The sequence below is a fragment of the Streptomyces sp. NBC_00464 genome (assembly GCF_036013915.1).
GTDB lineage: Bacteria > Actinomycetota > Actinomycetes > Streptomycetales > Streptomycetaceae > Streptomyces.
Map to the genome: position 1 here is coordinate 1,020,592 of NZ_CP107899.1, position 22,638 is coordinate 1,043,229.

At 70.1% G+C, this 22,638-nt stretch carries 20 protein-coding genes and 1 pseudogene; 13 read left to right on the top strand and 8 right to left on the bottom strand.

Annotation, left to right across the window (positions count from 1 at the left end; genetic code table 11):
* Nucleotides 1-35: 35 nt before the first annotated feature.
* The 3 genes from OG912_RS04415 to OG912_RS04425 are packed head-to-tail and all read left to right on the top strand — an operon-like array spanning nt 36 to nt 1,596.
* A complete protein-coding gene (locus OG912_RS04415) occupies nt 36-887 on the top strand; it encodes a helix-turn-helix domain-containing protein (protein WP_327708267.1) in 852 nt (283 codons plus the stop codon).
* Complete coding sequence (locus tag OG912_RS04420) at nt 887-1,132, top strand: DUF397 domain-containing protein (protein ID WP_327708268.1); 246 nt, start codon at nt 887-889, stop codon at nt 1,130-1,132. The genes OG912_RS04415 and OG912_RS04420 overlap by 1 nt, the downstream gene beginning before the upstream one ends.
* 56 nt (nt 1,133-1,188) lie before the next feature.
* Nucleotides 1,189-1,596, top strand: a complete 408-nt coding sequence (locus tag OG912_RS04425) for a RidA family protein (RefSeq protein WP_327708269.1) — start codon at nt 1,189-1,191, stop codon at nt 1,594-1,596.
* A gap of 12 nt (nt 1,597-1,608) precedes the next feature.
* On the opposite strand, the gene OG912_RS04430 is transcribed toward OG912_RS04425, so the two are convergent.
* Nucleotides 1,609-2,541, bottom strand: a complete 933-nt coding sequence (locus tag OG912_RS04430; RefSeq protein WP_327708270.1) for a DUF4344 domain-containing metallopeptidase — start codon at nt 2,539-2,541, stop codon at nt 1,609-1,611.
* A gap of 279 nt (nt 2,542-2,820) precedes the next feature.
* Here OG912_RS04430 and OG912_RS04435 point away from each other — a divergent pair, with 279 nt between their 5' ends.
* The 3 genes and pseudogenes from OG912_RS04435 (at nt 2,821) to OG912_RS04445 (ending at nt 5,693) form a co-directional block, all read left to right on the top strand.
* Complete coding sequence (locus tag OG912_RS04435; RefSeq protein ID WP_123467838.1) at nt 2,821-3,222, top strand: VOC family protein; 402 nt, start codon at nt 2,821-2,823, stop codon at nt 3,220-3,222.
* 160 nt (nt 3,223-3,382) lie between these two features.
* Nucleotides 3,383-4,674: pseudogene (locus OG912_RS04440) on the top strand (ISAs1 family transposase).
* A gap of 248 nt (nt 4,675-4,922) precedes the next feature.
* A complete protein-coding gene (locus OG912_RS04445) occupies nt 4,923-5,693 on the top strand; it encodes an SDR family oxidoreductase (RefSeq protein WP_327708271.1) in 771 nt (256 codons plus the stop codon).
* 82 nt (nt 5,694-5,775) lie between these two features.
* On the opposite strand, the gene OG912_RS04450 is transcribed toward OG912_RS04445, so the two are convergent.
* Nucleotides 5,776-8,784 carry a S8 family serine peptidase gene (locus OG912_RS04450; RefSeq protein WP_327708272.1) on the bottom strand — a complete coding sequence of 1,003 codons (3,009 nt, stop codon included), beginning with the start codon at nt 8,782-8,784 and terminating at the stop codon, nt 5,776-5,778.
* 299 nt (nt 8,785-9,083) lie between these two features.
* Between OG912_RS04450 and OG912_RS04455 the strand changes: the two genes are divergently transcribed.
* Nucleotides 9,084-10,046: a helix-turn-helix transcriptional regulator gene (locus tag OG912_RS04455; RefSeq protein WP_327708273.1), complete on the top strand. Its 963-nt coding sequence runs from the start codon at nt 9,084-9,086 to the stop codon at nt 10,044-10,046.
* Here OG912_RS04455 and OG912_RS04460 read toward each other — a convergent pair.
* Nucleotides 10,007-10,921: a LysR family transcriptional regulator gene (locus OG912_RS04460; RefSeq protein WP_327708274.1), complete on the bottom strand. Its 915-nt coding sequence runs from the start codon at nt 10,919-10,921 to the stop codon at nt 10,007-10,009. The genes OG912_RS04455 and OG912_RS04460 overlap by 40 nt on opposite strands.
* A gap of 518 nt (nt 10,922-11,439) precedes the next feature.
* Here OG912_RS04460 and OG912_RS04465 point away from each other — a divergent pair.
* Together OG912_RS04465 and OG912_RS04470 are read left to right on the top strand one after the other, a co-directional pair.
* Nucleotides 11,440-13,164, top strand: coding sequence for a hypothetical protein (locus OG912_RS04465; protein ID WP_327708275.1), 1,725 nt, complete (start codon nt 11,440-11,442; stop codon nt 13,162-13,164).
* Nucleotides 13,165-13,182: 18 nt separating this feature from the next.
* Nucleotides 13,183-14,085: a hypothetical protein gene (locus OG912_RS04470; protein WP_327708276.1), complete on the top strand. Its 903-nt coding sequence runs from the start codon at nt 13,183-13,185 to the stop codon at nt 14,083-14,085.
* A 210-nt stretch (nt 14,086-14,295) separates the two neighbouring features.
* On the opposite strand, the gene OG912_RS04475 is transcribed toward OG912_RS04470, so the two are convergent.
* On the bottom strand, nt 14,296-14,442 hold the full coding sequence (locus tag OG912_RS04475; protein ID WP_327708277.1) for a hypothetical protein: 147 nt from the start codon (nt 14,440-14,442) through the stop codon (nt 14,296-14,298).
* A gap of 247 nt (nt 14,443-14,689) precedes the next feature.
* Here OG912_RS04475 and OG912_RS04480 point away from each other — a divergent pair, with 247 nt between their 5' ends.
* Both OG912_RS04480 and OG912_RS04485 read left to right on the top strand, forming a co-directional pair.
* Entirely contained in the window at nt 14,690-17,137 is a 2,448-nt protein-coding gene (locus tag OG912_RS04480) for a GTPase-associated protein 1-related protein (protein WP_327708278.1), read from the top strand.
* A 99-nt stretch (nt 17,138-17,236) separates the two neighbouring features.
* Nucleotides 17,237-17,698 carry a hypothetical protein gene (locus OG912_RS04485; RefSeq protein ID WP_327708279.1) on the top strand — a complete coding sequence of 154 codons (462 nt, stop codon included), beginning with the start codon at nt 17,237-17,239 and terminating at the stop codon, nt 17,696-17,698.
* A 31-nt stretch (nt 17,699-17,729) separates the two neighbouring features.
* Here the strand turns inward: OG912_RS04485 and msrB are convergent, their stop codons facing one another.
* The 4 genes from msrB to OG912_RS04505 form a co-directional block, all read right to left on the bottom strand.
* Nucleotides 17,730-18,134 (bottom strand): peptide-methionine (R)-S-oxide reductase MsrB, encoded by a 405-nt coding sequence (gene msrB / locus OG912_RS04490; protein ID WP_327708280.1) that lies wholly within the window; start codon nt 18,132-18,134, stop codon nt 17,730-17,732.
* 10 nt (nt 18,135-18,144) lie between these two features.
* Complete coding sequence (murC, locus tag OG912_RS04495) at nt 18,145-19,539, bottom strand: UDP-N-acetylmuramate--L-alanine ligase (protein WP_327708281.1); 1,395 nt, start codon at nt 19,537-19,539, stop codon at nt 18,145-18,147.
* A 40-nt stretch (nt 19,540-19,579) separates the two neighbouring features.
* Complete coding sequence (locus OG912_RS04500) at nt 19,580-20,032, bottom strand: indole-3-glycerol phosphate synthase (RefSeq protein ID WP_326739533.1); 453 nt, start codon at nt 20,030-20,032, stop codon at nt 19,580-19,582.
* 148 nt (nt 20,033-20,180) lie between these two features.
* Nucleotides 20,181-20,945, bottom strand: a complete 765-nt coding sequence (locus OG912_RS04505) for a pyrimidine reductase family protein (protein ID WP_327708282.1) — start codon at nt 20,943-20,945, stop codon at nt 20,181-20,183.
* Nucleotides 20,946-20,980: 35 nt separating this feature from the next.
* On the opposite strand from OG912_RS04505, the gene zapE reads away from it, so the two are divergent.
* Together zapE and OG912_RS04515 are read left to right on the top strand one after the other, a co-directional pair.
* A complete protein-coding gene (gene zapE, locus OG912_RS04510; protein WP_327708283.1) occupies nt 20,981-22,072 on the top strand; it encodes a cell division protein ZapE in 1,092 nt (363 codons plus the stop codon).
* Nucleotides 22,073-22,156: 84 nt separating this feature from the next.
* On the top strand, nt 22,157-22,582 hold the full coding sequence (locus OG912_RS04515) for an OsmC family protein (RefSeq protein WP_073734893.1): 426 nt from the start codon (nt 22,157-22,159) through the stop codon (nt 22,580-22,582).
* Nucleotides 22,583-22,638 lie beyond the last annotated feature (56 nt).

Below are 22,638 nucleotides of genomic sequence, written 5' to 3' on the forward strand. Positions count from 1 at the left end.
CGGACCGGGAACAGGCGCGCGGAAGGTGGCCGCACATGACCGACAGCTTGGTGGAGACGGGCGGAACGACGGCGACGTGCGGGGAGCCCGAATCCTCGGACAGCCTCAAGGCGTTCGGGGAGGTGCTCAAGGTCCTGCGCAAACGGGCCGGGCTCACGCAGGAGGAGTTCGCCCCGCTGGTGCGGTATTCGGTGACGATGGTCGCCTCGATCGAGCAAGGGCGCCGCTTCCCGCCGCCCGCGTTCGTGGAGCGGGCCGAGGACGTGCTGGACGCCATGGGGGTGTTGCGGGCGGCGGCCAAGCATCTGTCGCGGCGGCCGGGGCTGGCCAGCTGGTTCCGCCAGTGGGCCCAGTTGGAGCGGGAGGCGATCATCCTCCAGACGTACGAATGCCGGTTGGTTCCGGGTCTGTTGCAGACGGAGGCGTATGCGAGGACGCTGTTCGCCGAAAAGTTGCCGCCGATGGGCGACGAGCAGATCGAGGCCCAGGTGGCGGCCCGGCTGGAACGCCAGGAGCTGTTACGGCAGCGACCCAACACTGCATACAGCTTCATCCTTGAAGAGCATCTGCTGCTGCGTAGAACCGGTGGCCGGGCTGTCACTGCCGAGCTGATCGAGCACCTGCTGGAACTGGCTTCCCTCCGCAACATCGAGCTTCAGATCATGCCGGTGGTGCGGGAGCGTCATGCGGGAATCGACGGACCCATGCAGCTCCTTGAGACTCCCGAGAACCGCTGGCTCGGCTACTCCGAGGGACAGGAAAGCGGCCAGTTCATCTCCGATCCCAAAGTCGTCAGCACGCTCCAAATGCGATATGCCAGGATGCGTTCGCAGGCTCTCTCACTGGAGGACTCCCTGAGCCTGCTGCGGCAGATGCGAGGAGCGTAATGAACACGACGGAACTGACCTGGTTCAAGAGCAGCTACAGCGGCAGCTCCGGCGACTCCTGTGTGGAAGTCGCCCTGTCCTGGCACAAGTCGAGCTACAGCAGCGGCTCAGGCGACTCCTGCGTAGAGGTCGCCACCTGCCCCACCACCGTCCACATCCGCGACTCCAAGGTCGAGGAGGGCCCCCAGCTCGCCCTCTCCCCCACATCCTGGACGCGCTTCGTGGCGTACGCCGTCCAGAGCTGAGCGCACCGCTCCACCACTCCACCCGCCCGCCCGCCCAACGGAGGACCCGACCGACCATGCCCCGTGCCGTCACCCTGATCCGCTCCGCCGCCCTGTCCGACGTCGCCGAGTACGCCTACGCGGCCACCGCCCCAGCCGAGGCGCGCCTGATCTTCCTGGCGGGGGCCTGCCCGCTGAACGAGGACGGTTCGACGGCGGCGGTCGGGGACTACGCGGGCCAGGCCGCGAAAGCCGTGGAGAACATGCAGACCGCGCTGCATGCGGCCGGCGCCTCCTTGGAGGACGTCATCAGCACCCGCGTGCTCGTCGCGTCCGCCCGGCAGGAGGACCTGGGGACCGCGTGGAAGGTGGTCCGGGCCGCCTTCGGTGACCATGACGTGCCCAGCACGTTGATGGGCGTCACCGTGCTCGGCTACCACGACCAGCTCGTCGAGATCGAGTCCGTCGCCGCCGTGCTCGACTGACACGCCCGGCCTTCAGCTCTTGAGGTACGGCTGAAGCAGAGTGCTCCATGCGTCGTTCATCTGCTCGAACTCAGCGGGGCACCTGGCCGCACGGGTCTCGGGCAGCACGCCGTCCGGGTTCTCCGCGCTTTGCACGACGCCCTGGAAGGAGCTGGGGTCGGAGCCGTACAACCAGCAGATCTCGTTGTAGAAGCGCTGGGCACTGAGCGAGTGCTCGTCCGAGAACTTCCCTGAGATGTCTCCCTGTTGGTCCGCCGCGGCGAGCGCGCCCCACGCGTCGATGGCACTCACCGCGTACTCGCGGTGCAGGGAGTCACCCACGAGCAGCAGGGTGGCGAGCTGGTCGGCCGCGTCCTCCTCCTTGCCGGTGGTCGCCAGGCCGTAGACGTCGATCAGCCCGTGGCCCAGTTCATGGAGGACGGAACTGTTGGTGAAGCCGATGAGGTCGTCCTCGGTGGCCCGCGTCTGCTGGGCCTCGGTGCCCGTGGTGTTCTGCGCGCTGAAGACGGGGGCGAACTGGGAGATGAGTTCGTAGCAGAGCGTGATGCTCTGCGTCTTGGGGTCCCAGAAGGCGTTGACCTCACCGCAGCTGCGCCCGGTCAGGGGTATGTTCTGGGGCAGGGCGATCCGGGAGTTGGCGTGCGCCGCGACGCCTTCCAGGACTTCGTTCGCCTGAAGGAACTGCTGGGCCTGCTGGTCCTCCTGGGTCGCACCGGCCTCGTAGGTGACGACGAGTTCCCCGGTGCCCTGAGGGGCGGGAGTGGTCTTCTGCGGTAGCGCGGCGTCCCGGACCGGGCTCCCTGTCGCCGGCGCGGTCGGTGCGGCCTGGACCGTGTGCCCGCGCGCGGCGCCGGCGGTGCCCGATGCGCAGCCCGTGACCGATGCGATCGCGAGGGAGGCGGCGAGCGCGACCATCGCCCGTGTTCGCGTACTGGTGCCTTCCACCTGATCCACCTTTCTGACCCGGTGAGGGTCCGGCGTGGGAGCCGGTGGCGTGGGGAACCCGGGGTTTTTCCGGCCGATGGACCGACCCGCGTACCTCAGGGACCAACCTGACAGCGGGAGGGCAGGGGCGCTCGCGGCAATCCGCCATTCGGGTGGCAGGCCGGGTCGGGACCAGGGCCCCGGCGAGTGCCTGGATCGCCCCACCCTGGGTGATTCAGGCACTCGCCGGGGCCCTGGCTTCACCCTTGCCACCCGCGGTCCGCGTGGCAAGATCGCCGGATGCTGAAGCTCACCGATTTCATCATCGACTGCCCCGAGCCCATGAAGCTCGCGGCGTTCTACGCCGAGGTCACCGGCGAACCCGTCAAGCCCGACAGCGACGACAACTGGGCCGGCATCAAGTTGGGCAAGATCGAGCTCGCGTTCCAGCGCGTCGACAACTTCCGCGCCCCGAACTGGCCCGACGACGAGCACCCCAAGCAGTTCCACCTCGACTTCGAAGTCGACGAGTTCGAACCCGAGGAACAGCGCCTCACCGCCCTCGGCGCCACCCTCCGCAAGGACTTCGTCGGCGAGGAGGGCTACGGCTGGCGCGTCTACACCGACCCGGTCGGCCACCCCTTCTGCCTGTGCCGCAACAGGCGCGTCCAGTGGATCGACGGCGAGCCCGTCGGGCTCTGACGGACACCGCATGGGCCCGGGGGCTCCGGGCATGGCCCCGGCGAGTACCTGGATCGCCCCACCCTGGGGTGATTGATCTCGATGGCGAGCCCCGGAAGCAGATGAACACGGCACCTGTGGATCATGTAGTTCTCTACGCTGCAAGATCCATGAAGGTGCCGTGTTCGTTCCTCCATCATCTCCTGTCGCTGTCCGTGCGCCTCATGCGCCCTGCCTGGAAGCTCTCCGCGAGGGTGTGGCCAAGGACCAAGTCCGTGGCCTGGTTGCCGAGTTCGAGTCGGTCACCGATCCGCGAGGGGCCTGCGGAGTGCGCTACCGGCTCTCCTCTGTCCTGGCCCTGGTGGTCTGCGCGATGACCCCGTCCGGCCACGACTCGATCACCGCGGCGGCGGAGTGGTGCCGACGTGCGACGCCGGAGGAGCTGGCCGCCTTCGGCCTGCCGTACCACCCGCTCCTTGGCCGCTACCGGATCCCGAGTGAGAAAACCATGCGCAGCATCCTGGGGCGGCTCGATCCCGGCGAGATCAGCGCGGCCGGGCACGACTACCTGCGGCCCCTGCTGTCCGCACGGTCCCGCCGTCCGGAGCCGGTGATGCCCGACGGTGGCACCGAGCGTGAACAGCGTCGGGCCCACCGGGCGGCCGCCCGCGCCGAGCCGGTACGCGGCGGCGGGCGATCGCAGCGGACGGTAAGTGCCTGCGCGGCGCCAGACGCCCCGACGGCAGGCGCGTCTTCGTCCTGTCCGCCGTCCGGCACGGCGACGGTGTCACGCTCGCCTCCCGCGAGATCGGCGCGAAGACCAACGAAATCCCCGAGTTCGCACCCCTGCTCGACCAGATCGACGACGCGGATCTCGCGGGGGCGGTCGTCACCGCCGACGCCCTCCACGCCCAACACGACCACGCCACCTACCTGCGCGAACGCGGCGCCCACTACCTGCTGACCATCAAGAACAACCAGCGCAGACATGCCCGTCAACTCCACGCCCTGCCCTGGAAAGACATCCCCGTGATTCACCGCGACGACGCCCGGGGACACGGCCGCCACGAGCAGCGGCTCGTACAGGTCGTCACCGTCGACGGCCTGCTCTTCCCGCACGCAGCACAGGTCCTGCGTATCCAGCGCCGTCGTCGTCTCTACGGGGCGAAGAAGTGGTCCAGCGAGACCGTCTACGCCGTCACCGACCTGCCCGCCGAGGAAGCGAACGCAGCCGAGATCGCATCCTGGGCTCGCGGCCACTGGACCGTGGAGAACACCGTCCACTGGTGCCGAGATGTCACCTTCAACGAGGATAAGTCCCAGGTCAGGACCCACAATGCGCCCGCCGTACTCGCTGCCCTCCGCGACCTGATCCGCAGCGCGCTCAAGCTCGCCGGCTACGTCAACACCGCCGCCGGACGACGAGCCCACACCGACCGCCCCCGCGTCCTCACCCTCTACGGCATCACATGATCAAACCGGACGAGCCAGGCACTCGCCGGGGCCCTGGGGTCGGGACGCTGTCGGGCAACGCTCCGGGAGCGGGGACCCCAAGGTGCCGGGCACGCCGTCCGGGACGCCATAGGAATCCCCTATAGCACCTGCTTACATTTCGTCTTTGCCTCTCCTTCTCTCCCGAACGTACCGTCAGAACAGCTCGACGACGAAGAATTCCACTTCTGCCGGGCGGACACGTACTCATTCCTGAGAGGACCAGCGACATGACCACGACGGAGAATGGATCGGGAACGCAAGAACTCGCCGGAAAGCGGGCCCTGGTCACGGGTGGCTCTCGCGGAATCGGAGCAGCCATCGTGCGCCAACTCCGCGATGCCGGCGCCGAGGTGCTCACCACCGCCCGGTCGGCAGCACGTACGGTGCCGGACGGCGTCACCTTCGTCGAGGCCGACGTGCGGACACGGGCCGGTGCGGAGACCATCGCCGCGGCCGCGCAGAAGACGCTCGGCGGGGTGGACATCCTGGTCAACAACGCGGGTGGGGCGGGGCCGTTCCTGCAGACCGCGGACATCCCGGACGAGGAGTGGCAGAACCAGCTGGATCTGAACTACCTGGCCTCCGTGCGGCTGGACGCCCTGTTGGCGCCGGGAATGCGGGAACAGGGTTCGGGGGCGATCGTGCACGTGTCCTCGGCCGCGACCCCGTTCACGCCCCCGCCGTTCCTGCACTACACCGCGGCGAAGGCCGCGTTGGAGAACTACAGCCGTGGGCTGGCCCAGGAGCTGGCACCGTCCGGTATCCGGGTCAACATCGTCAGCCCCGGCAGGACCGAGACCCCCGGCGGCGAGGCGACGCGCGAGGAGTGGGCGCGCATGCTCCCGGGGTCCGGCGCGGACAACAGCGGCGTGCCGCTGGGACGCGTCGGCCGGCCCGACGACATCGCCGACGCGGTGCTGTTCCTTGTTTCCGACCGGGCGAGCTGGGTGACCGGGAATATTCTCACCGTGGACGGCGGCGAATTCCCCAGGAGCTGACGCGTACGGAATTCCGGAGCGCAGACATGAAAGTGGTGGGGGCGCCCGAGAAGGCGCCGCCACCACGTGCGTACTGCGGGGGTTAATTGAGTGTCAGGAAGGTTCCCGCGCCGTTCGGGTATTCGATCCAGACGGTGGACCGGGCTCCCGCCGGAACGCCGGACCAGGTGGCGGTCAGGTCGGTCGGGGTGCCGGGGGTGACACGGGCGTGGTCGGGCGTGACCGTGACCTTGCCGGTGACCGGGCTGTCCTCGGTGATGTTGTTCACCTGGTAGGTGTACGGGGTGACGGTGTCGTCCGTACTGCCGAGGGCGACCACGGCCACGAAGATCGTCCCTGCGTTCGGCTGCCGCAGGCTGATGGTGGATGTTCCGTTGCTGTCGGGATCAGCGAAAGCACCGTCCTGCAGGACGCCGTCGACCATCCGGCCCCAGACGACGCCGACGATGGTGTCTGCCGCCGGGTCGAAGTGGATCGTGATCTGGGAGGCCTTGGTGCCGGCCGGGATGTTCGCCTCGTAGTAGGTCTCGGCAGCGGTTCCGGTCAGAGTGCCCTTGGTGAGGGGCGAGGAGACCGGGCCGTTGGCGGTGGCCGTGAGGGTGCTGGTGGCCGGGGTGACGGAGTAGGTGGTCTCGCCGCTCGTGCCGGTGCCCTTGACCTCGTCAGGGGCGTGGACGCTCTGCGGGGTGACGGCGATCGGGCTGCGGACGGTGGTGCGGCCCGAGGTCCAGGTGAGGGAACCGGTGTCGAGGGCTCCCGAGTGCGCGGTGGTCACGTCGAGCTTGACGGTGAAGGTGCGCTTCTGTCCGGCGTGGCTGAAGTGCAGGACGGACGGGGAGACGGTGGCCTTGATGCCGGGGAGGTCGACCTTGGCCCGGTAGGTGCCGGCCGAGGTGGCGGTGACGGTACGGGTGACCGTCTGGGTGCCGAAGAGCTCACCGATGGCGATGGAGGGGTAGTTGAGGTCGCTGGGATCGATGGCCTCGGTGCCGGTCCGGGTGTCGATGCCGACACCTTCGAGGTAGGCCAGCCAGTCCTTTTCGTTGGAGTCGTAGACGAGTCCCGGCCGGAGCATCGCCCGGGCCTCGACCTCGCCGGCGCCCTGGGCGAAGACGTCGCCGCTGTTCCTGCCGTCGTCGGTCTTGGTCGGGGAAGCGGTGGTCATCATGGCCGACTTGATGCTCATCGGGGACCAGGTGGGGTGCTCGGAGAGGTAGAGGGCGGCGAGACCGGCGATGTGCGGGGTCGCCATGGAGGTGCCGGAGTAGAAGTCGAAGTCGCGGCCGTGGTTACCGGGCGGAGCGACGGCGGCGAGGATGGTGGCACCGGGCGCGGTGATGTCGGGCTTGAGGAGGTCGCCCTTGCCCACGAGGGAGGGTCCGCGGGAGGAGAAACCGGCGACCTGCGGGTAGGTGGCGCCCTTGCCGCCGCTGGTGAGGGTGGCGGTGGCGCCGTCCGTGGCGGCGTAGTCGCGTACGGCGGTGGCGTCGGAGCCGCTCAGGTGGACGGTCGGTATGGAGTGCAGGTCGCCGTCGCTGCTCTCGTTACGCAGGTTGACCAGGACCATGGCGATGCCGCCGGCCCTCTTGACCTCGGCGGACTTGTCGATGCGGGCATTGGTGCCCCGGTCGCAGACGACGGTCTTTCCGGTGGTGAGCGCGGGGTCGAGCGTGCCCGCGATGCACAGGTCGGCGTCGGCGGTGTCGGCGTCGGCGTTCTTGACCGCGGCGGCACGGACGAGGGGCGCGGAGCCGACGGTGTCGTGCACGCTGGTGCTGATGCCCGTGTAGCTCTTCCCGTTGCCGAGGGTGACGGTGCCCGTGTAGGGGGCAATGGTTCCGGCGGCGACGGTGGTGGTCCAGGGAGCCGTGTTGTCGAGGCTGGCGGCTTCGGGGCCGGCGTTGCCTCCGGCGGTGGCGACGAAGATGCCGGCGGCGGCGGCGTTGCGGAGCGCGACCTGGGAGGGGTCGTCGTAATCGCTCTCGAACATGGCGCCGAGGGAGTAGTTGATGACGTCCACACCGTCGGCGACGGCCTGGTCGATGGCGGCGACGAGGTCGCTTGTCAGGCCGCCGTCCTGGGTGCCGTCCTTGCTCTGCCAGAGGGCCTTGTAGACGGCGACGGTGGCGGCCGGGGCGACGCCGGAGATGGTGCCGAGGTCATTGCCGTCGGCGGTGGCCCGGACCCCGGCGTTGCCGGCCGCGGTCGATGCGGTGTGGGTGCCGTGGCCTTCGCTGTCGCGGGGGGATATGTAGCCGCCGCGGTTGGATTCGGGGACGTTCCGGAGCCAGCCCTCGCCGAAGTAGCGGGCGCTGATGATCTTCTCGTTGCAAGCGGCGGCGATGAAGCTCTCGCCGGTCTGGCAGGTGCCGGTGAAGGTGGTGCCGTCGGCCTTGTGCATGACGGTGGTCGTGCCGTCGAGGTAGGGCCGGTAGCGCTCGTCCTTGGAGGGCTTCTTGCCGTGCTTGCCGCTGGGCTTCTTGCTGGTGAGCGCCGGGGCCTTGAAGGAGGCGCTCTCGGGCCAGATGCCGGTGTCGATATCGCCGACGACGATGCCCTGACCGGCCTTGGCCGTGCCACCGAGAGCGGCCCACAGTCCCTTGCGGCCGGAGAGGCCCAGGAAGTCGGTGGAGTTCTTGTCGTCGGTGGCCTGGTGGAGCCGGTCGGGCGCGATGTTGGTGACGCCCTCGGTGCGGGCCAGCTGGACGAGCTGGGCGGCGTTGAGGTGGGCGCTGAAGGTGTTGGTGGTGACGGCGTAGTGCTGGCTGACGGTGGCGCCGACCTTCTTGGCTACATGCGTCTGCTCGTCCGTCAGGTGGGAGCGGTAGCGCTTGGCGTTCGCGCTGGTGACGTCGAGCTTCCTGCCCGCGGTGGGCCGCGTGGCGGGGAGGTCGTCGACGCTGCCGTCGTACGTGACGAGCGGCTGGTCGGCGAGGGTGATCAGGTAGGTGCCGGCAGCCGGAGGACTGGCGGGGCCCGTCGCGGAGGCGGGGGTGGCGAGGGGCAGGCTGAGGGCGGCGAGGGTGGTGGTGAGCAGGGCACCGATGGTGCCGCGCCGGATGCGGGACGCTCTTCGTGGCTGAGGTGTCACGGATTTCCTCACGGGTGTTCGGGCATGCCGGAGAGGCGAGCGGGGGCACTCGCCCGGGGTGTGAGTCGGCGACTTGGGGTGACGAACCGCCGTTCATGTGGGGTGATCGATAGGCGATTCGAGAGAAGTGAACGCTGTGCGATCACTTGGTGTCCAGATAATCTGATGGCGTGTTTGGCGCGGTGACCAAACGCGCCACCTGCGGGGGGACGATCGGCCGGTGACCTGCACTGCCCGTATCTGTCCGGGCGGCCCGACACGTGGGGCAGGGGAGGCTGATCTTGCTGGAAGCAGTGGGCGTGAGCACGTTCGACGAGGTCGTGTACCGCGTGGTTCTGACGGGGCCACAGGTCGCGGTGCGTGATCTCGCGGAGAGCGTGGGGGCCGGAGCGGCGCGTACCGGACAGGCGTTGAAGCGCCTCGCCGCTCTGGGGCTGGTGCGGCGGGTGGGGCGGGGCCAGTGGGAGGCGGTGAGTCCGCACTCGGCCTTGTCGGCGTTGCTGCACCTCCGCCGGTCGGAGACGGAGACGGTGTTCGCCGGGGTGGAGACGGAGTTCGCCGAACTGCATCGCCTGCACCGGGCCGGGCAGTTGCGGTCGGACCCGGGTGCCCTGGTGGAAGTGCTGACGGGTCAGGAGGTGATGGCCCGAAAGATCGAGGAGTTGAGCCGGTCCGTCACGACGCATCTGTGGACGCTGGACAAACCGCCGTATCTGGAGCCGGTGGGAGAGCCGCACCACAACGAGCGGGAGACGTCGACGACGAGGGAGTGGCGGGAGCGTGGCGTGGACATCCGGGGCGTGTACTGCCTGGAGTCGATCGAGCCGCCCGGGCGGCTGGAGTCGATTCTGAACCTGGCGGCGCTCGGGGAGCAGTCACGCCTGTTGCCGCACCTTCCGTTCAAGGCGCGGATCGTGGACCGGCGGGTCGCGGTGGTGCCGTTGGCGGGAGGGAGCAAGGACTCGATCGTGCTGGTGCATCCGTCGGGCCTGCTGGACGGTCTGATCGAGTTGTTCGAGGCCTACTGGGAGCGGGCCGAGCCCCTGCTTTCCGAAGGGCTCGGCGTGGTGGAGGGTCCCAGCGAGGAGGAGTTGATGCTGGTGCGGTTACTGCATGCCGGGTTCAAGGACCAAGCGATCGCACGGCAGTTGGGAGTCAGCGTGCGTACGGCGACGCGTCGGGTCGCGGCGTTGATGCGGAAGCTGAATGCGGTGACGCGGTTTCAGGCCGGAGTGGAGGCACGGGAGCGGGGCTGGGTCTGAGGCGACTCGGTCCGGGTCTCCCGGCGCAGAAGGTCGAGCAGGGCCGTCTCCCCCGGGCCCGCGTCCTGTCGGAGCACGGCGATGACGGGCTGCGAGACGGCCGGGAACACCGGGCGGACAAGGTGCTCGTAACCGTGGGGCACCGCGGAGGCCGGGACGAGCGTCACGCCCAGGCCATGGGCGGCCCAGCGCACGGCCGTCGCGATCTGCGTCACGCGGGCGGCCGTGGCCGGGGTCAGGTCGTTGTCCCGCAACACACCCAGCAGTACGCCGTCGATCGCACTGTCGCGGTCGAACCTCACCCACGCCTCCCCGTCCAGCTCACGCAGGTCGACCCGGTCCGCGGCAAGCCGCCGGTCGCCGGGTCCGAGCACCACGACGAACTCCTCGTCGCCGAGGTGGTGGGCGTCGGCGGGGCTCCGCTCGCACGCCGCCATCAGGGCCAGGTCCAGCACGCCCCGGCGGCACAACCGCTCCAGCTCCGCGGAGCTCGGCTCCTCGAAGACGGTCACCTCCAGCTGCGGGAAGCGGCGGCGCAGCGCGTCCAGCGCGCCCGGCAACTGCCGCGTACCGAAGCCCATCTGCGCCGCGACCACCAGCTCGCCCACCAGCTCGTCGGCACCGGCCCGCGCCGTCGCCCTCGCCTTCCGCGCCGCGCTCACCGCGACCTCCGCCTCCCGCAGGAACGCGCGGCCGACCACGGTGGCCACGAGCCCGGTCGGAGTGCGGGCGAACAGTTCCACGCCGAGTTCCCGCTCCAGGTTGCGGATCTGCTGGGACACCGACGGCTGAGCCACGTGCAGCCGCTCCGCCGCAGCCGTCACCGAGCCCTCCTCGGCCACAGCCAGCGCGTACTCGAACTGACGAAGACTCATATGCTCCTGCTCCCCTCCCGGCGACGGGCTGCGGTCCACACCGCGGCCATCGTTGTTCGTCGTACTGACAGACAGCCGGTACATCGTGGCAGGTACCTCGTATATTCCGCTTCCCGGCTGCGGATTCGTCCCCCTCGCGGCCGGCGGCCCGGGACGCGCGGGCAGCCCACGAACTCCGCCAACTCGCCCCGGAGTCGCTCCTCGACTGAGTTGCCGCATGGATGAATCGGCGCGATGCTGGTGGCAAAGGCCGTTCGGGAATCCCGCAATGCGGGGTCGAGGGCCCGGCCAGGTGCAAGGACTGCGCGAATGTGCCGACACCGGTGCCGGCAGCAGATCCGTTCCAGAGTTCTGTCGGGGCACTCCAGAGTTCTGTCGGGGGAAGTCATCACCGACACCCGAAGGGGATACGCGTCATGATTGACGCCCGCACCCATGTCGTCGCACTGTCCCATCAGATCGACACGCTGGCTGCCGCGCCCGTTCACCCCCGGCTCGGGGCGGCCCGGGATCAGCTCGTGGCCGACTGCGCCGACCACCGCGCCTACGCACGGCTGGGCTCCCTGCTCGACCACGTGCTGTACCACGCGGCCTCGGACGGTGCGGAGATCGAACTGCTCGCGGAAGCATCGAAGATGTGGACGGAAGGTGTCGATCTCTATACCGAGGTCGGCAGAATTCGCAGTGAGATCGAGTCCGCCCTGGTCGATCCGTCGAACCCAGGTTCCGCATCGAGGTTCTGCGATGCCACATCGAGCTTCCGCCACCTCATGAACAACGCGAAGGAAACGTTTACCGAGATGGACAGCCTCGGAAAGAGGCTGCGGAAAATGACTCACATTCCGCGACATCCACGGCAACAGGATGAACCCCTGTCCCAGTGGAGCTGGGGGGACGTCTTCCTGGCCCGCAGAACCGATGCGCTCGCACGTGCCGCATTCAGCGAGGCCGGTACGGCGGAGACTCGCGCCATGGCGTTCGGAATCCTGTCCGGCTACTCGACGAACGCCCAGGGATCGACGTACCTCACGCAGGTCGTCGGCGGACCTCGCCGTTCCCACCGGTTCCGGGACCGCATAGCCCGGAACGCGGTCGGGTCATGGTTCGCCGAACGATACCCGGACGTCAGAAGCTGTCGCGGGATAGCGGAGTCCCTCCGCTTCACCGGCGTCCCGGACAGGACGCTGCCCGGTGAGGCGGTCGACTTCATCACCCGGACGCTTGAGGCGACGTACGACCTGTCGCAGCTGGCCGCAGTGCCTGACCTGGGGCAAGGGTACGAGCGCCTGATCACGCAGCTGGAACTGCTCGACACGTTCGCTCAGCCGCCGACACCGGCACTGCCTGCGCCTCAGTTCATCACGAAGATGTTCTCCGATCCCGCGCATCCGCCGCAGTCGCCCACCACACCGGAAACAGCCACTCCGCCGTACGCCCACGGGCCCGGCGTGAAGCCGACCACGTACTCCGGTGGCCCCGGGTTCGGCGGCGGTCAGAAGCAGCCGCCCACCGCGACGGACAGCACGGCCGACAGCGAGAGCGCCTGCGGAAGTTTCTGCCTCGCCGTGCTGGCGTTCCTCGCCTTCGCCGGCCTGCTGGGAGGCCCTTGCTGGGGAGAATGGGCCGAAGGGAAATCCTGCACCTTCTGGGAAAAGCACGTTGCGGAGAACTGGAGAAACGCATTCACCATCGATCTCACCCAGGAAGAGAAGGATGCGCTGGCCGCACAGAACCAGCCTCTCACCGCGAGCGGTTTCACCGCAGCAGCGGGAGTTCCCCAGATCGATGAACTCGTCTCCCAGTTGTTCGACCTGCAGGTGCGCCTGTGGGAGGCCCTGGGCAAGGCGAGCGCCTTCCTTTCCGGGTGCGGACTCATCTACCCGGAGGGGCGCCTCGAATTCCCTCTCTACCGTCAGTTCCTCACGGTCCCAAACGATACCGTGCAGCCGCATCGCCCTGAACTCGACGACGTCCACACGTTCTACCGGTATCCGCAGACCGAGCTCGAGAACCCGGTGGATTTCGCCGCACCCGTCCCCGTCGGCGCCAATCCAGGACGATTCCTCGCTGTCGCGGTCCCCGACTGCGTGCAGAGGTGGGAAGAGATCGCCGACGGCTCGCCCGGCGTCAAGAACCTTGACCTCGACGCGGATCGGGGTGTGGCCCATCCGTGCTGGTCCACCGTCGGCTCCATCGACGACGACCCGGTGGGCGTGGACATTCTCGCCTACCCGGACCAGTAAGGACCGAGAGCCATGGACGTGGATCAAGGCCGCGATCAGCAGCCGCACGGCAATCAGCAGCCACAGGGCGAGGGCAACGACCGACCGTTCCTGTACATCTACAGCTACCCGCCGCCCACCCTGCCCCTCGGGGAAGAGGACATCGGCGAGCGGCCCGTGCCCAGTGATGTCTGCTGGTATCTGTGCTCCGGCATCCAGCCGTTGACGCCGTTCCGGCCCGGAGAGGAACTGACTGTCCAGGTGTCCGTCGGAAACTGGCAGGGCGGGAACAGCGCTTCGCTGGCCTACGTCGGAGTGTGGTGGTCCAAGCCGGTGAGTGGTCCCGTCATCCCCGACCCGTCCAAGTTCATCGGATTCTCGCCGGTCGAAGTTCCTCCTCATGGCGGCCGGTCGGAAACCTCTCCCGTCACCGCGAGAATTCCCGCAAGCTCGGGGAACCACATATGCCTGCTGGCCAAGGTCTGGCATCCGCTGGACAACGTGGCCGCCGGAGGGCTGGCAGATCCCGTCAACGACAGGCACTGGGCGCAGCACAACCTGACCGCCATGCCTGCCTCGCCGCCTCAGCCGTTCGCGTTTCTGGCGACGAACCCGCTGGATCGGGAAGCCACGTATCAGATCGATGTGCGGCCCATGCCACGGGAGTTGTGGGGCAATCTGCCCACCGATGATCGGCTCCGGCCGACGCCTGCTTCGGCATGGCTTTCCCTGACCAGCACGGCCGGCGGCGCGGAGGAGGTGCAGGGCCAGGACGCACTGACTCTTACGCTGACGCTCGGCCCGCGGGAGCAGCGCGAGATGGAGCTGCTGATTGTCGTGACCGACGAGGTGGGGAGTGGGACCTTCGTCCCCTTCCAGATCGCCCAGTACCGGGACGAGCGGCCTGTTGGCGGCATAGCAGTGCTGTTGCAGGGGAGTTGAGCGTTCGCCGGCGAACAGTCGTGCATGGCCGGACACGTGCCGCCCGGCACCGGGACCGACCGGTGCCGGGCAGGTTGGGGATCGGATCCAGTACGCGACCGGACTCAGTACACGAAGGTGGACCGGCCCGCCTTTACGGTCGCGACATGGGCGATGCCGCTGCCGGGCGGGGGTACCTGCACAGGCTTGGCCGACGGCGTCACCGTGCCGTCACCGAGCTGGGAAGGTGGCGTTGTCGCCCCAGCTGATGGCCGAGCCGTCGTCCAGGGACGCCACCATGTAGTCGTATCCGCCCAGGATGTCCGTGAAGGTCACCGTCGAGGGCACGGTCTCGGCCGACAAGGGGATGGACGACATCCCCGCGCCGACAGCTCCGGGCCTACGCACGACGGACTGATCCGGCGCCCGTTTGCGGGGCCGGGGCTGTGGGCCCCGGCCCCGTCTTCGCGACCTCGGGGGACCCCAGTCCTTGATAGCGTCGCCCCAGCGACTGCGGAACACTCCCCGCCGGGGTCGTCGCTCTGCCGGGACGGCGCTGCCACCACGGGACGGCGGGTGCGGGTGGCAAGGGGACCTCCACGGCAGGGACGAAGAGAGCCGACGCATGAGCCTCGCGCAGTTGCACTACACCTCCGCAACCGGCGGGGACGGTCCCGGAACCGGCGAGGCCGAACCGATACCGGCCCGTTTCACCGCAGTTGACGCCGCGATACCCGCGTCCGTGCTCACCGAGGCCGGCCCGCTCCTGGCGTACGAGACACCCTCCGGTACCGCGCCCCGGCTCGCGGACGCCGCACTGCGCGCCCTGCCCGAGGCGTTCAGCTTCAGCGTGCTCTCCGACGGCAGTCATCTGCTGGCCCGGACCGTGGCGGTGCAGCCCGCACCGACCTCCGCCGTGGGCTTCCACGCGCACGCGGTCCATCTCCCGCCCGGCACCCGGCTGCCGGGCGGCGCGCTCCCGATCGCCGCCTGCCGGTCCGCCCGCTGGGCCGCCACGACGCCGGACCGAACGCTGCCCGGTCCGCTCGCCGCCCTGCCCGCCACCGGCCACGCCCGGGACCGTGAGGGGCTCAACGACTTCGCCGTCTCCCGGGGCCCCTGGCTCGCCGGCGTCCTGGCCGATCTTCGCCGGCTGTACGAGCAGGACGACGCCGGCCGGGTCGTGCTCGTCGAGCGGCAGAGCGCGGACGTGGCCCGGTGGATCGCACTGGCCTGCGTCGCGCTGCCCGACGATCTCGCCGAACGGCTGACCTTCACCACGTACACCCGCCACCCGCAGCGCGCCCCGCAGCAGATCGTCGGGGTGCTGCCGCAGGACGCGCACGAGCTGACGGCCCCCGGTTTCCGCGTCCACACCTGCACCGGCCCGCGCCCGGAAGGTTCCGTGCCCGATGCCTGGGCCGAGACTGCTGCCCGGATCTGGCGGAGCCGCACGCCGGAGCTGTTCCGGGAGGCCGCAGAGCTGCCCGGGGAGCCGTTCGCCGCCGGGCCGGTGGCCGTGACCGCTCTGTGCGCGGGCATCGCGCTGGGGACGACCGGACGGGCCGCCGCTGCCGGCTGGGCCGCCGAACGGCCCTACGCGCTGGACGCGAAGCGCACCCGGCAGCTCGTCGACGCACTGACCGAGCCCGGGGTCGACGACCGGACCGGCCCCGAGTTCGACGCCGCGGGACGGCTCTTTGCCGCGCTCGACGGCCGCTCCCCCGCGACGACCACGACCCCACTGGCCGCGATGCTGGTCACGGAAGCGGTCCGGGGCGGAAACGGCTCCGTGGAGCTGCCCGGCCGCACCGCCTTCAGCGGTCCCGAGGGCGCGGCCGTCGCCTCGGTGCTCGGCCCGGAGATCCTGACCGAGCTGAGCGGTGCGGGCGCCGGTCTCGACGTGGCCAGGACGGTGCAGCTGCTGCGGGTGGCCCGGCTGCTCGGCGTGGACTGCGAGGACCTGCTGCCCTCGGTCGTCCGCCGGCTCGCGCCCGCCCTGCTGGAGCCCGGGGACGGCGAGCCGGGCTGGGCGCCCGCGCTGCTGGAGCTGATGGACGAGCAGTTCGACGTCCGTACGGCGCTGCTCGGTGCGCTGGACCGGATCGCACCGCAGGACCCGTCGGGGGTCGAGCGGCTGCTGGGGCGGGTGCCACTGCCGTTCACCGGCACCCAGTCGCTGCCGCATCTGCGGATGTGCGCCGAGGCGCCGGAGGCCAAGGCCGGCTGCGGAGCGGACCGGGTGGGCGCGGTGCACCGGGTGCTCCGGGCCGCCGGAATGTCGCCGTTCGCGGAGCCGCTGGTGCTGCGGACGGCCGTGGGCCTTGTGTGGGAGGACGGCACGGTGACGGCGGGCGAGGGCCGGCTGCTGCTGGAGGCGGCCACGTCGGACGCCCACCGGACGGCCGGCACCTGGTCGCACCTGGTGGCCGCGGCGCTCGGCGCCCCCGCCACCGACGAGGAGGCGCCGGAGCTCGCCCATGACCTGCTGCGGGGCTTCCCGCAGGACATCGGCGGCCGGGAGCGCGGGGCGCTGCTGCTTCTGGAGTTCGCCCGCGAGATCCGGTCGGACGCGGCGGCACCAGAGTGGGCGGAGCGGGTCCGCGCGCTGCGCAGGGGCGCCGAGCCGGTGGAACCGGAGGTGCTCGGCCATGCGTTCGGCGCGCTCGCCGAACGGCTGCTCGCGCCGGACCGGCCGGAGGCCGAGCTGTACGCCCTCGTGCACAGCAACGACCCCGATCTCGTCGCCGCGTACGACCGGGCCGCACGCGGCGACGGTGTCCGCTCCCGCCTGAGGGCGGAACCGGCCTACGCCGCGGACTGCTTCGCCGTCTGGACCGCGCATCCGCACGCGGGTGAGGAGTGGAGCCGGACCGCTGACGCCCTGCTGGAGGAGGTGCTGCGCCCGGCCGTGCGCACGCTCTCCGCCGACGACGTCGCGGCGGTGGAGGAGGCCGTGGGACGCTCGGGCAGCAGCGGCCGGGCGGACGCCTTCCATGAATGGAACCGTCGGGGCCGGGGCACCTTGGGGCGCATCGGCCGGCGGATCGCGGGCCGGGTGCGCCGGGGATGACCGCGCGAGTCGTCGGGGGCGCGCTGCGCCGGGTACCTTTGGGGCACAACGATCTCGTGGGCTCCTGGCGGGCTGCGTGAACCCCAGGAGGAACAACAGATGACGACGAACCGTGGGCGCAAGGACGTGATCCGCGACCGGATGGCGGCGACCGGTGAGTCGTACAACGTGGCCGCCCGCAACCTCAAGGCGATGAAGGACATGGGCGCCACGCGTGACGCCGTCCTCACGCAGCGCTGGCGCGCGGCCGAATCCCTCGACGTGCCGTGCCCCTGCGGGGGCACGTGCGAGCCGGGCGAGCGCTGCGAGCGCTGCCACGCGCTGCACCGGCACGTGGCGCGGTACCCGGGGAGCGCCACCGAGGTCGAGACCTGGGTGGACCGCTACGAGTGCACCGGCTGCTCCGCCTCGTACACGCTGATCGTCCAGCTGCCCGGCCGGCCCTGGGGTGTCGCGGAGACCGTGATCCAGGGCGGCTCGGCCGAGTCGGTCGTGCGGGCCCGGGTCTTCCCCGGTGTGGTGCACCCGCTGCTGAAGCCCGAGACGCCGGAAGAGGACTGACGCGTCGCGTCAGTCCTCTTCGGTCCGGTTCTCAGGCGTCCGGCGTCAGCCGCAGTGAGATCGAGTTGATGCAGTACCGCTGGTCCGTCGGGGTCGGGTAGCCCTCGCCCTCGAAGACGTGGCCCAGGTGCGAGCCGCAGCGGGCGCACCGGACCTCGGTGCGGACCATGCCGTGGCTGCGGTCCTGGATCAGCTCGACCGCGTCCGTGTCCTTCGGGTCGAAGAAGGACGGCCAGCCGCAGTGCGACTCGAACTTGGTGTCGGAGCGGAACAGCTCCGCGTCACAGGCGCGGCAGGAGTAGACGCCCGTGGTCTTGGTGTCGGTGTACTCGCCGACGAAGGCCGGCTCGGTGCCGGCCTTGCGCAGGACGGCGTACTCGGCGGGGGACAGCTCCTCCCGCCACTGCTCGTCCGGCTTCTCGATGTCGTACGGCACGGTGGCTCCCTCAGCTCGACAGGTGGTCCAGGATCTGCGGGCCGAGGTCCGTGACATCGCCCGCCCCCATGGTGAGAACGAGGTCGCCGGGCTTCGCCATTCCCGCGATGACCTCGGGGACCGTCGCCTTGTCGTGCACGGCGGTGACGTCGGCGCCTGCGGCCTTCGCGGCGTCGATGATCAGGGTGCTGGTGATGCCGGGGATCGGGTCCTCGCGGGCCGGGTAGATGTCGAGGACCACGGAGGCGTCGGCCAGCGCGAGGGCCTGTCCCATCTCGGTGCCGAGCTCCTGGGTGCGGGAGAAGAGGTGGGGCTGGAAGACGACCAGGATGCGGGCGTCGGTGGCGGCGCCGCGCATCGCTTCGAGGTCGGCCGTCATCTCGGTGGGGTGGTGGGCGTAGCTGTCGATGACCTGGACGCCGGCCGCCTCGCCCTTGAGCTGGAGGCGGCGCTTGACCCCGGTGTACTTGCCGAGGGCCGAGGCCAGGTTGTGGGCGGGAATGCCGAGGGCGACGCCCGCGGCGAGGGCGGCCACCGCGTTCAGCGCGTAGTGGCGGCCGGGGACGGAGACGGTGAAGGTGAGGTACTTCCCGTTCAGGACGACCGTGACCTCACTGGTCAGACCGCGCGGGGTGATCTTGTGGACGCGTACGTCCGCGGTCTCGGACTCGCCGTAGGTGACGACCTTGAGCGCGGACAGGTCGCGCACCCGGCGGGTCAGCTCGACGGCGCCGGACTGGTCGGCGGAGATCACCAGGGTGCCGTCGGGGACGATCTTGCCGGCGAAGGTCTCGAAGGAGTCGTAGATCTCGTCCATCGAGGCGTAGTTCGCGTGGTGGTCGAGCTCGACGTTGAGGACGATCGCGACCTCGGGGTCGTACTTCTGGAAGCTCCGGTCGCTCTCGTCCGCCTCGGCGACGAAGATCGCGCCCTCGCCGTGGGTGGCGTTGGTGCCGGGTCCGGCGAGGTCGCCGCCGATCGCGTACGAGGGGTCGAGGCCCAGCTCGGTGAGGGCGACGGCCAGCATCGAGGTGGTGGTCGTCTTGCCGTGGGTGCCGGCGACGGCGATGGAGCGCAGCCCCTGCATCAGGGAGGCGAGGGCGTCGGAGCGGTGCACGACGGGGATCGAGAGCTCCCCGGCGCGCACCAGCTCCGGGTTGTCGTCGCGGATGGCGCTGGAGACGACCACGCACGTGGCGTCGTCGGCCAGGTGACCGGCGGCGTGTCCGATGTGGACGGTCGCCCCCAGCGCGCGCAGTGCCTCGGCCGTGGCGGACTCCTTGGAGTCGCTGCCCGCGACCTTCGCACCGCGCCGGGTGAGGATCTTCGCGATGCCCGACATTCCGGCGCCGCCGATGCCGATGAAGTGCGGCCGTTCCATGGCGGCAGGAATACCGGGTGCCATGCGTGTGTCTCCCAGGGTGGTGCGGGTAAGGGCTCCCAGCCTATTCGCTGTGCGCGAAGAGCTTGAGCACCGGTACGCCGACCTTGTGACGGGCACGGGACGCCCAGTCCCGGTGGAAGAACTCCTCCACGTAGTGCGGGGCCGTCAGGACGATGACCTCGTCGGCCTCCGCCTCGTCGACGACGGACTTGAGCTTGTCCAGGGGGTGGTTCTCGATCACCTGTCCGACGGCTTCCGAGCCCGCCTGGCGCAGGGCCTCCAGGGACACTTCGAGTGCGAGTTCGGCGGACTGTCTGGCGTTCTTGCCCTCCGGCTCCTCGCTCTCCCGGGCCGCTTCCTTCAGTTCGCCCATCGCCAGGTCGTCGATGGCCCGCAACAGCACATCCGCCTGGTCCCCGCGCGGCTGCATGAGTACGACGAAGGAGATCTGCTCCTCCCCGTGCAGGGTGGTGACGAACTCGACGTCCTCGGAAGTGAGGGGCTTCTCGATCATCAAAACGCTGGTGAACACCACAGGGCCCTTCTGCTTCAGTGACCGTCGTCGATCACTGCTGAAACCATCCTTCCCCGTGCTCGCACGGGGTCTGCGAGATCCATTCTGCCCACCGAACGCTAACCGGAACGGAATATTCCGCTGATTGTCAGATCCGACGGTACCGAGAGAAGAGGAACCCGGCCTCCTCCAGCAGCGAAGCCAGGGCGAATCGTTCCGGCACGGCCACCGACGGGCCGCCCGCGATCCGCTGCGCATCGCCGGCCGTGAGCATCGGCGACAGGGTCAGGCACATCTCGTCCAGCACGCCCGCCGCGACGAACTGGCCGAGCAGCCGGGGGCCGCCCTCCGTCAGCAGCCGCTGGTGTCCGCGGTCGGCCAGCTCCCGCACGGCGCGCGCCGGATCCACCCGGGAGCCCTCCCCCGCGATCACCACCTCGGCGCCCGCCTTCCGGGCCGCCTCGATCCGGTCGGGCGGCGCGCCCGCACCGGTGAGCACGAGCGTCGGGACCAGCGGCGAGACGAAGAGCGGCAGCGAGAAGTCCAGGTCCAGGCTGCCGCTGACCACGGCGACCGCGGGCGCGGGCCCCTGCCCGGCGGCCTCCCGGCGTGCCGCGAAGGCCTCCCGGGCCCTGGCGGGGCGGTAGCCCTCCAGCCGTACCGTCTCCGCACCCGCGATCACCACGTCGGCCAGGCCCCGCAGGGTGCCGAAGATCCGCATGTCGCTCTCGCAGGAGATCGGCTGCGAGCGGCCGTCGTGCTGGGCGGCGCCGTCGAGGGTCGACACCATGTTGGCGCGCAGCCAGGACCCCTCGGTCTCGGGATAGGCGTAGGCGTCGGCGAGGGCGTCCAGGCTCCACTCGCCTCGGTCGTCGGCCGCTGTCAGGTCGGTCACAGGGAACAGGCGTCGCATGTCCGGCAGTCTGGCACGGCCTAAGCTGGGGAGTTGTGTCCTCCTCCACCGCCGTGCCGGGGTCCAGCCCCATAGCCGAAACGGCCCCGCTGTCCCTGTGCGCCCTTGAGCCGCATGTCCCTGCCGACCGTCTGGTCGCCGAGATGGTGCCGCCGCCGCGCTTCGACTCGGTGCGTTTCGATACGTACGTCCCCGACCCCGACCAGCCGAGCCAGATCGAGGCCGTCAAGGTCCTCTCCGACTTCGCCGCCGGGCTCGGCGGAGCGCACGCGACGGGCGCCGGCAAGCGCAAGTGGTTCGGCAAGAAGGCCGCCGCGCCGAGCGGCCCGCGCGGGGTCTATCTCGACGGCGGCTACGGCGTCGGCAAGACCCATCTGCTCGCCTCGCTCTGGCACGCCACGCCCGCCGCGCCCTCGCTGAAGGCGTTCGGCACCTTCGTGGAGCTGACGAACCTGGTGGGCGCGCTGGGCTTCCAGCAGACCGTGAAGACGCTGAGCGGGCACCGGCTGCTGTGCATCGACGAGTTCGAACTCGACGACCCGGGTGACACCGTGCTGGTCTCCTCGCTGCTGAGCCGGCTGGTCGAGGCGGGGGTGGCGCTCGCCGCGACCTCCAACACACTGCCGGGCAAGCTCGGCGAGGGCCGGTTCGCCGCGGCCGACTTCCTGCGGGAGATCCAGGGGCTGTCCTCGCACTTCCGCCCGCTGCGCATCGACGGCCAGGACTACCGCCACCGCGGCCTGCCCGACGCCCCGCCGCCGTACTCCGACGAACAGGTCACCAAGGCGGCGTACGCGACCGAGGGCGCCAGCCTGGACGACTTCCCCGCGCTGCTCGACCATCTGGCCCGCGTCCATCCGAGCCGGTACGGCGCCCTGACGGACGGCATCCGGGCGGTGTGCCTCACCGAGGTGCAGCCGGTGCCGGACCAGTCGACCGCGCTGCGGCTCGTGGTGCTCGCGGACCGCTTGTACGACCGGGAGGTTCCGGTACTCGCGTCCGGGCTGCCGTTCGACCGGCTGTTCAGCGAGGAAATGCTGAACGGCGGGTACCGGAAGAAGTACTTCCGGGCAATCTCCCGGCTGACGGCGCTGGCGCGTGACGCAAAGGGGCTGGTGGCGCAGTAGGTTCGGGGACGTAACAAACGGCCGGGCACGACGGAGTGCCTCGCCACCCCCGTACAACCGCGCATTCCTTTGAAGGGAACCAGCATGGCTACCACGCGTCAGGCGCACACGGTCTGGGAAGGCAACCTGATCGAGGGCAAGGGTGTCGTCACCCTCGACTCCTCCGGAATCGGGGAGTACCCGGTCTCCTGGCCGTCCCGCGCGGAGAAGGCGAACGGCAAGACCAGCCCGGAGGAGCTGATCGCCGCGGCCCACTCCAGCTGCTTCTCGATGGCGCTCTCCAACGGTCTCGCCACGGCCGGCACCCCGCCGACCCGGCTGAACACCCAGGCCGAGGTCACCTTCCAGCCCGGCACCGGCATCACCGGGATCCACCTCACCGTCGAGGGCGAGGTGCCGGGTCTCGACGAGGCGGGCTTCGTCAAGGCGGCCGAGGACGCCAAGGCGAACTGCCCGGTCAGCCAGGCGCTGACGGGCACGACGATCACGCTGAGCGCCTCGCTCGCCTGATCGTTCCCTCTCCCCCACTGTCCCCGGGCCGGCACCTGCCGCCCGGGGACAGTGCT

Coding starts and splice junctions, on each gene's coding strand:
- OG912_RS04480 (WP_327708278.1), top strand. CDS start 14,690: ATGAGCCTCGCGCAGTTGCACTACACCTCCGCAACCGGCGGGGACGGT.
- OG912_RS04475 (WP_327708277.1), bottom strand. CDS start 14,442: ATGTCGTCCATCCCCTTGTCGGCCGAGACCGTGCCCTCGACGGTGACC.
- OG912_RS04500 (WP_326739533.1), bottom strand. CDS start 20,032: ATGATCGAGAAGCCCCTCACTTCCGAGGACGTCGAGTTCGTCACCACC.
- OG912_RS04460 (WP_327708274.1), bottom strand. CDS start 10,921: ATGAGTCTTCGTCAGTTCGAGTACGCGCTGGCTGTGGCCGAGGAGGGC.
- OG912_RS04485 (WP_327708279.1), top strand. CDS start 17,237: ATGACGACGAACCGTGGGCGCAAGGACGTGATCCGCGACCGGATGGCG.
- murC (WP_327708281.1), bottom strand. CDS start 19,539: ATGGCACCCGGTATTCCTGCCGCCATGGAACGGCCGCACTTCATCGGC.
- OG912_RS04505 (WP_327708282.1), bottom strand. CDS start 20,945: ATGCGACGCCTGTTCCCTGTGACCGACCTGACAGCGGCCGACGACCGA.
- OG912_RS04420 (WP_327708268.1), top strand. CDS start 887: ATGAACACGACGGAACTGACCTGGTTCAAGAGCAGCTACAGCGGCAGC.
- OG912_RS04415 (WP_327708267.1), top strand. CDS start 36: ATGACCGACAGCTTGGTGGAGACGGGCGGAACGACGGCGACGTGCGGG.
- OG912_RS04435 (WP_123467838.1), top strand. CDS start 2,821: ATGCTGAAGCTCACCGATTTCATCATCGACTGCCCCGAGCCCATGAAG.
- OG912_RS04425 (WP_327708269.1), top strand. CDS start 1,189: ATGCCCCGTGCCGTCACCCTGATCCGCTCCGCCGCCCTGTCCGACGTC.
- OG912_RS04515 (WP_073734893.1), top strand. CDS start 22,157: ATGGCTACCACGCGTCAGGCGCACACGGTCTGGGAAGGCAACCTGATC.
- OG912_RS04445 (WP_327708271.1), top strand. CDS start 4,923: ATGACCACGACGGAGAATGGATCGGGAACGCAAGAACTCGCCGGAAAG.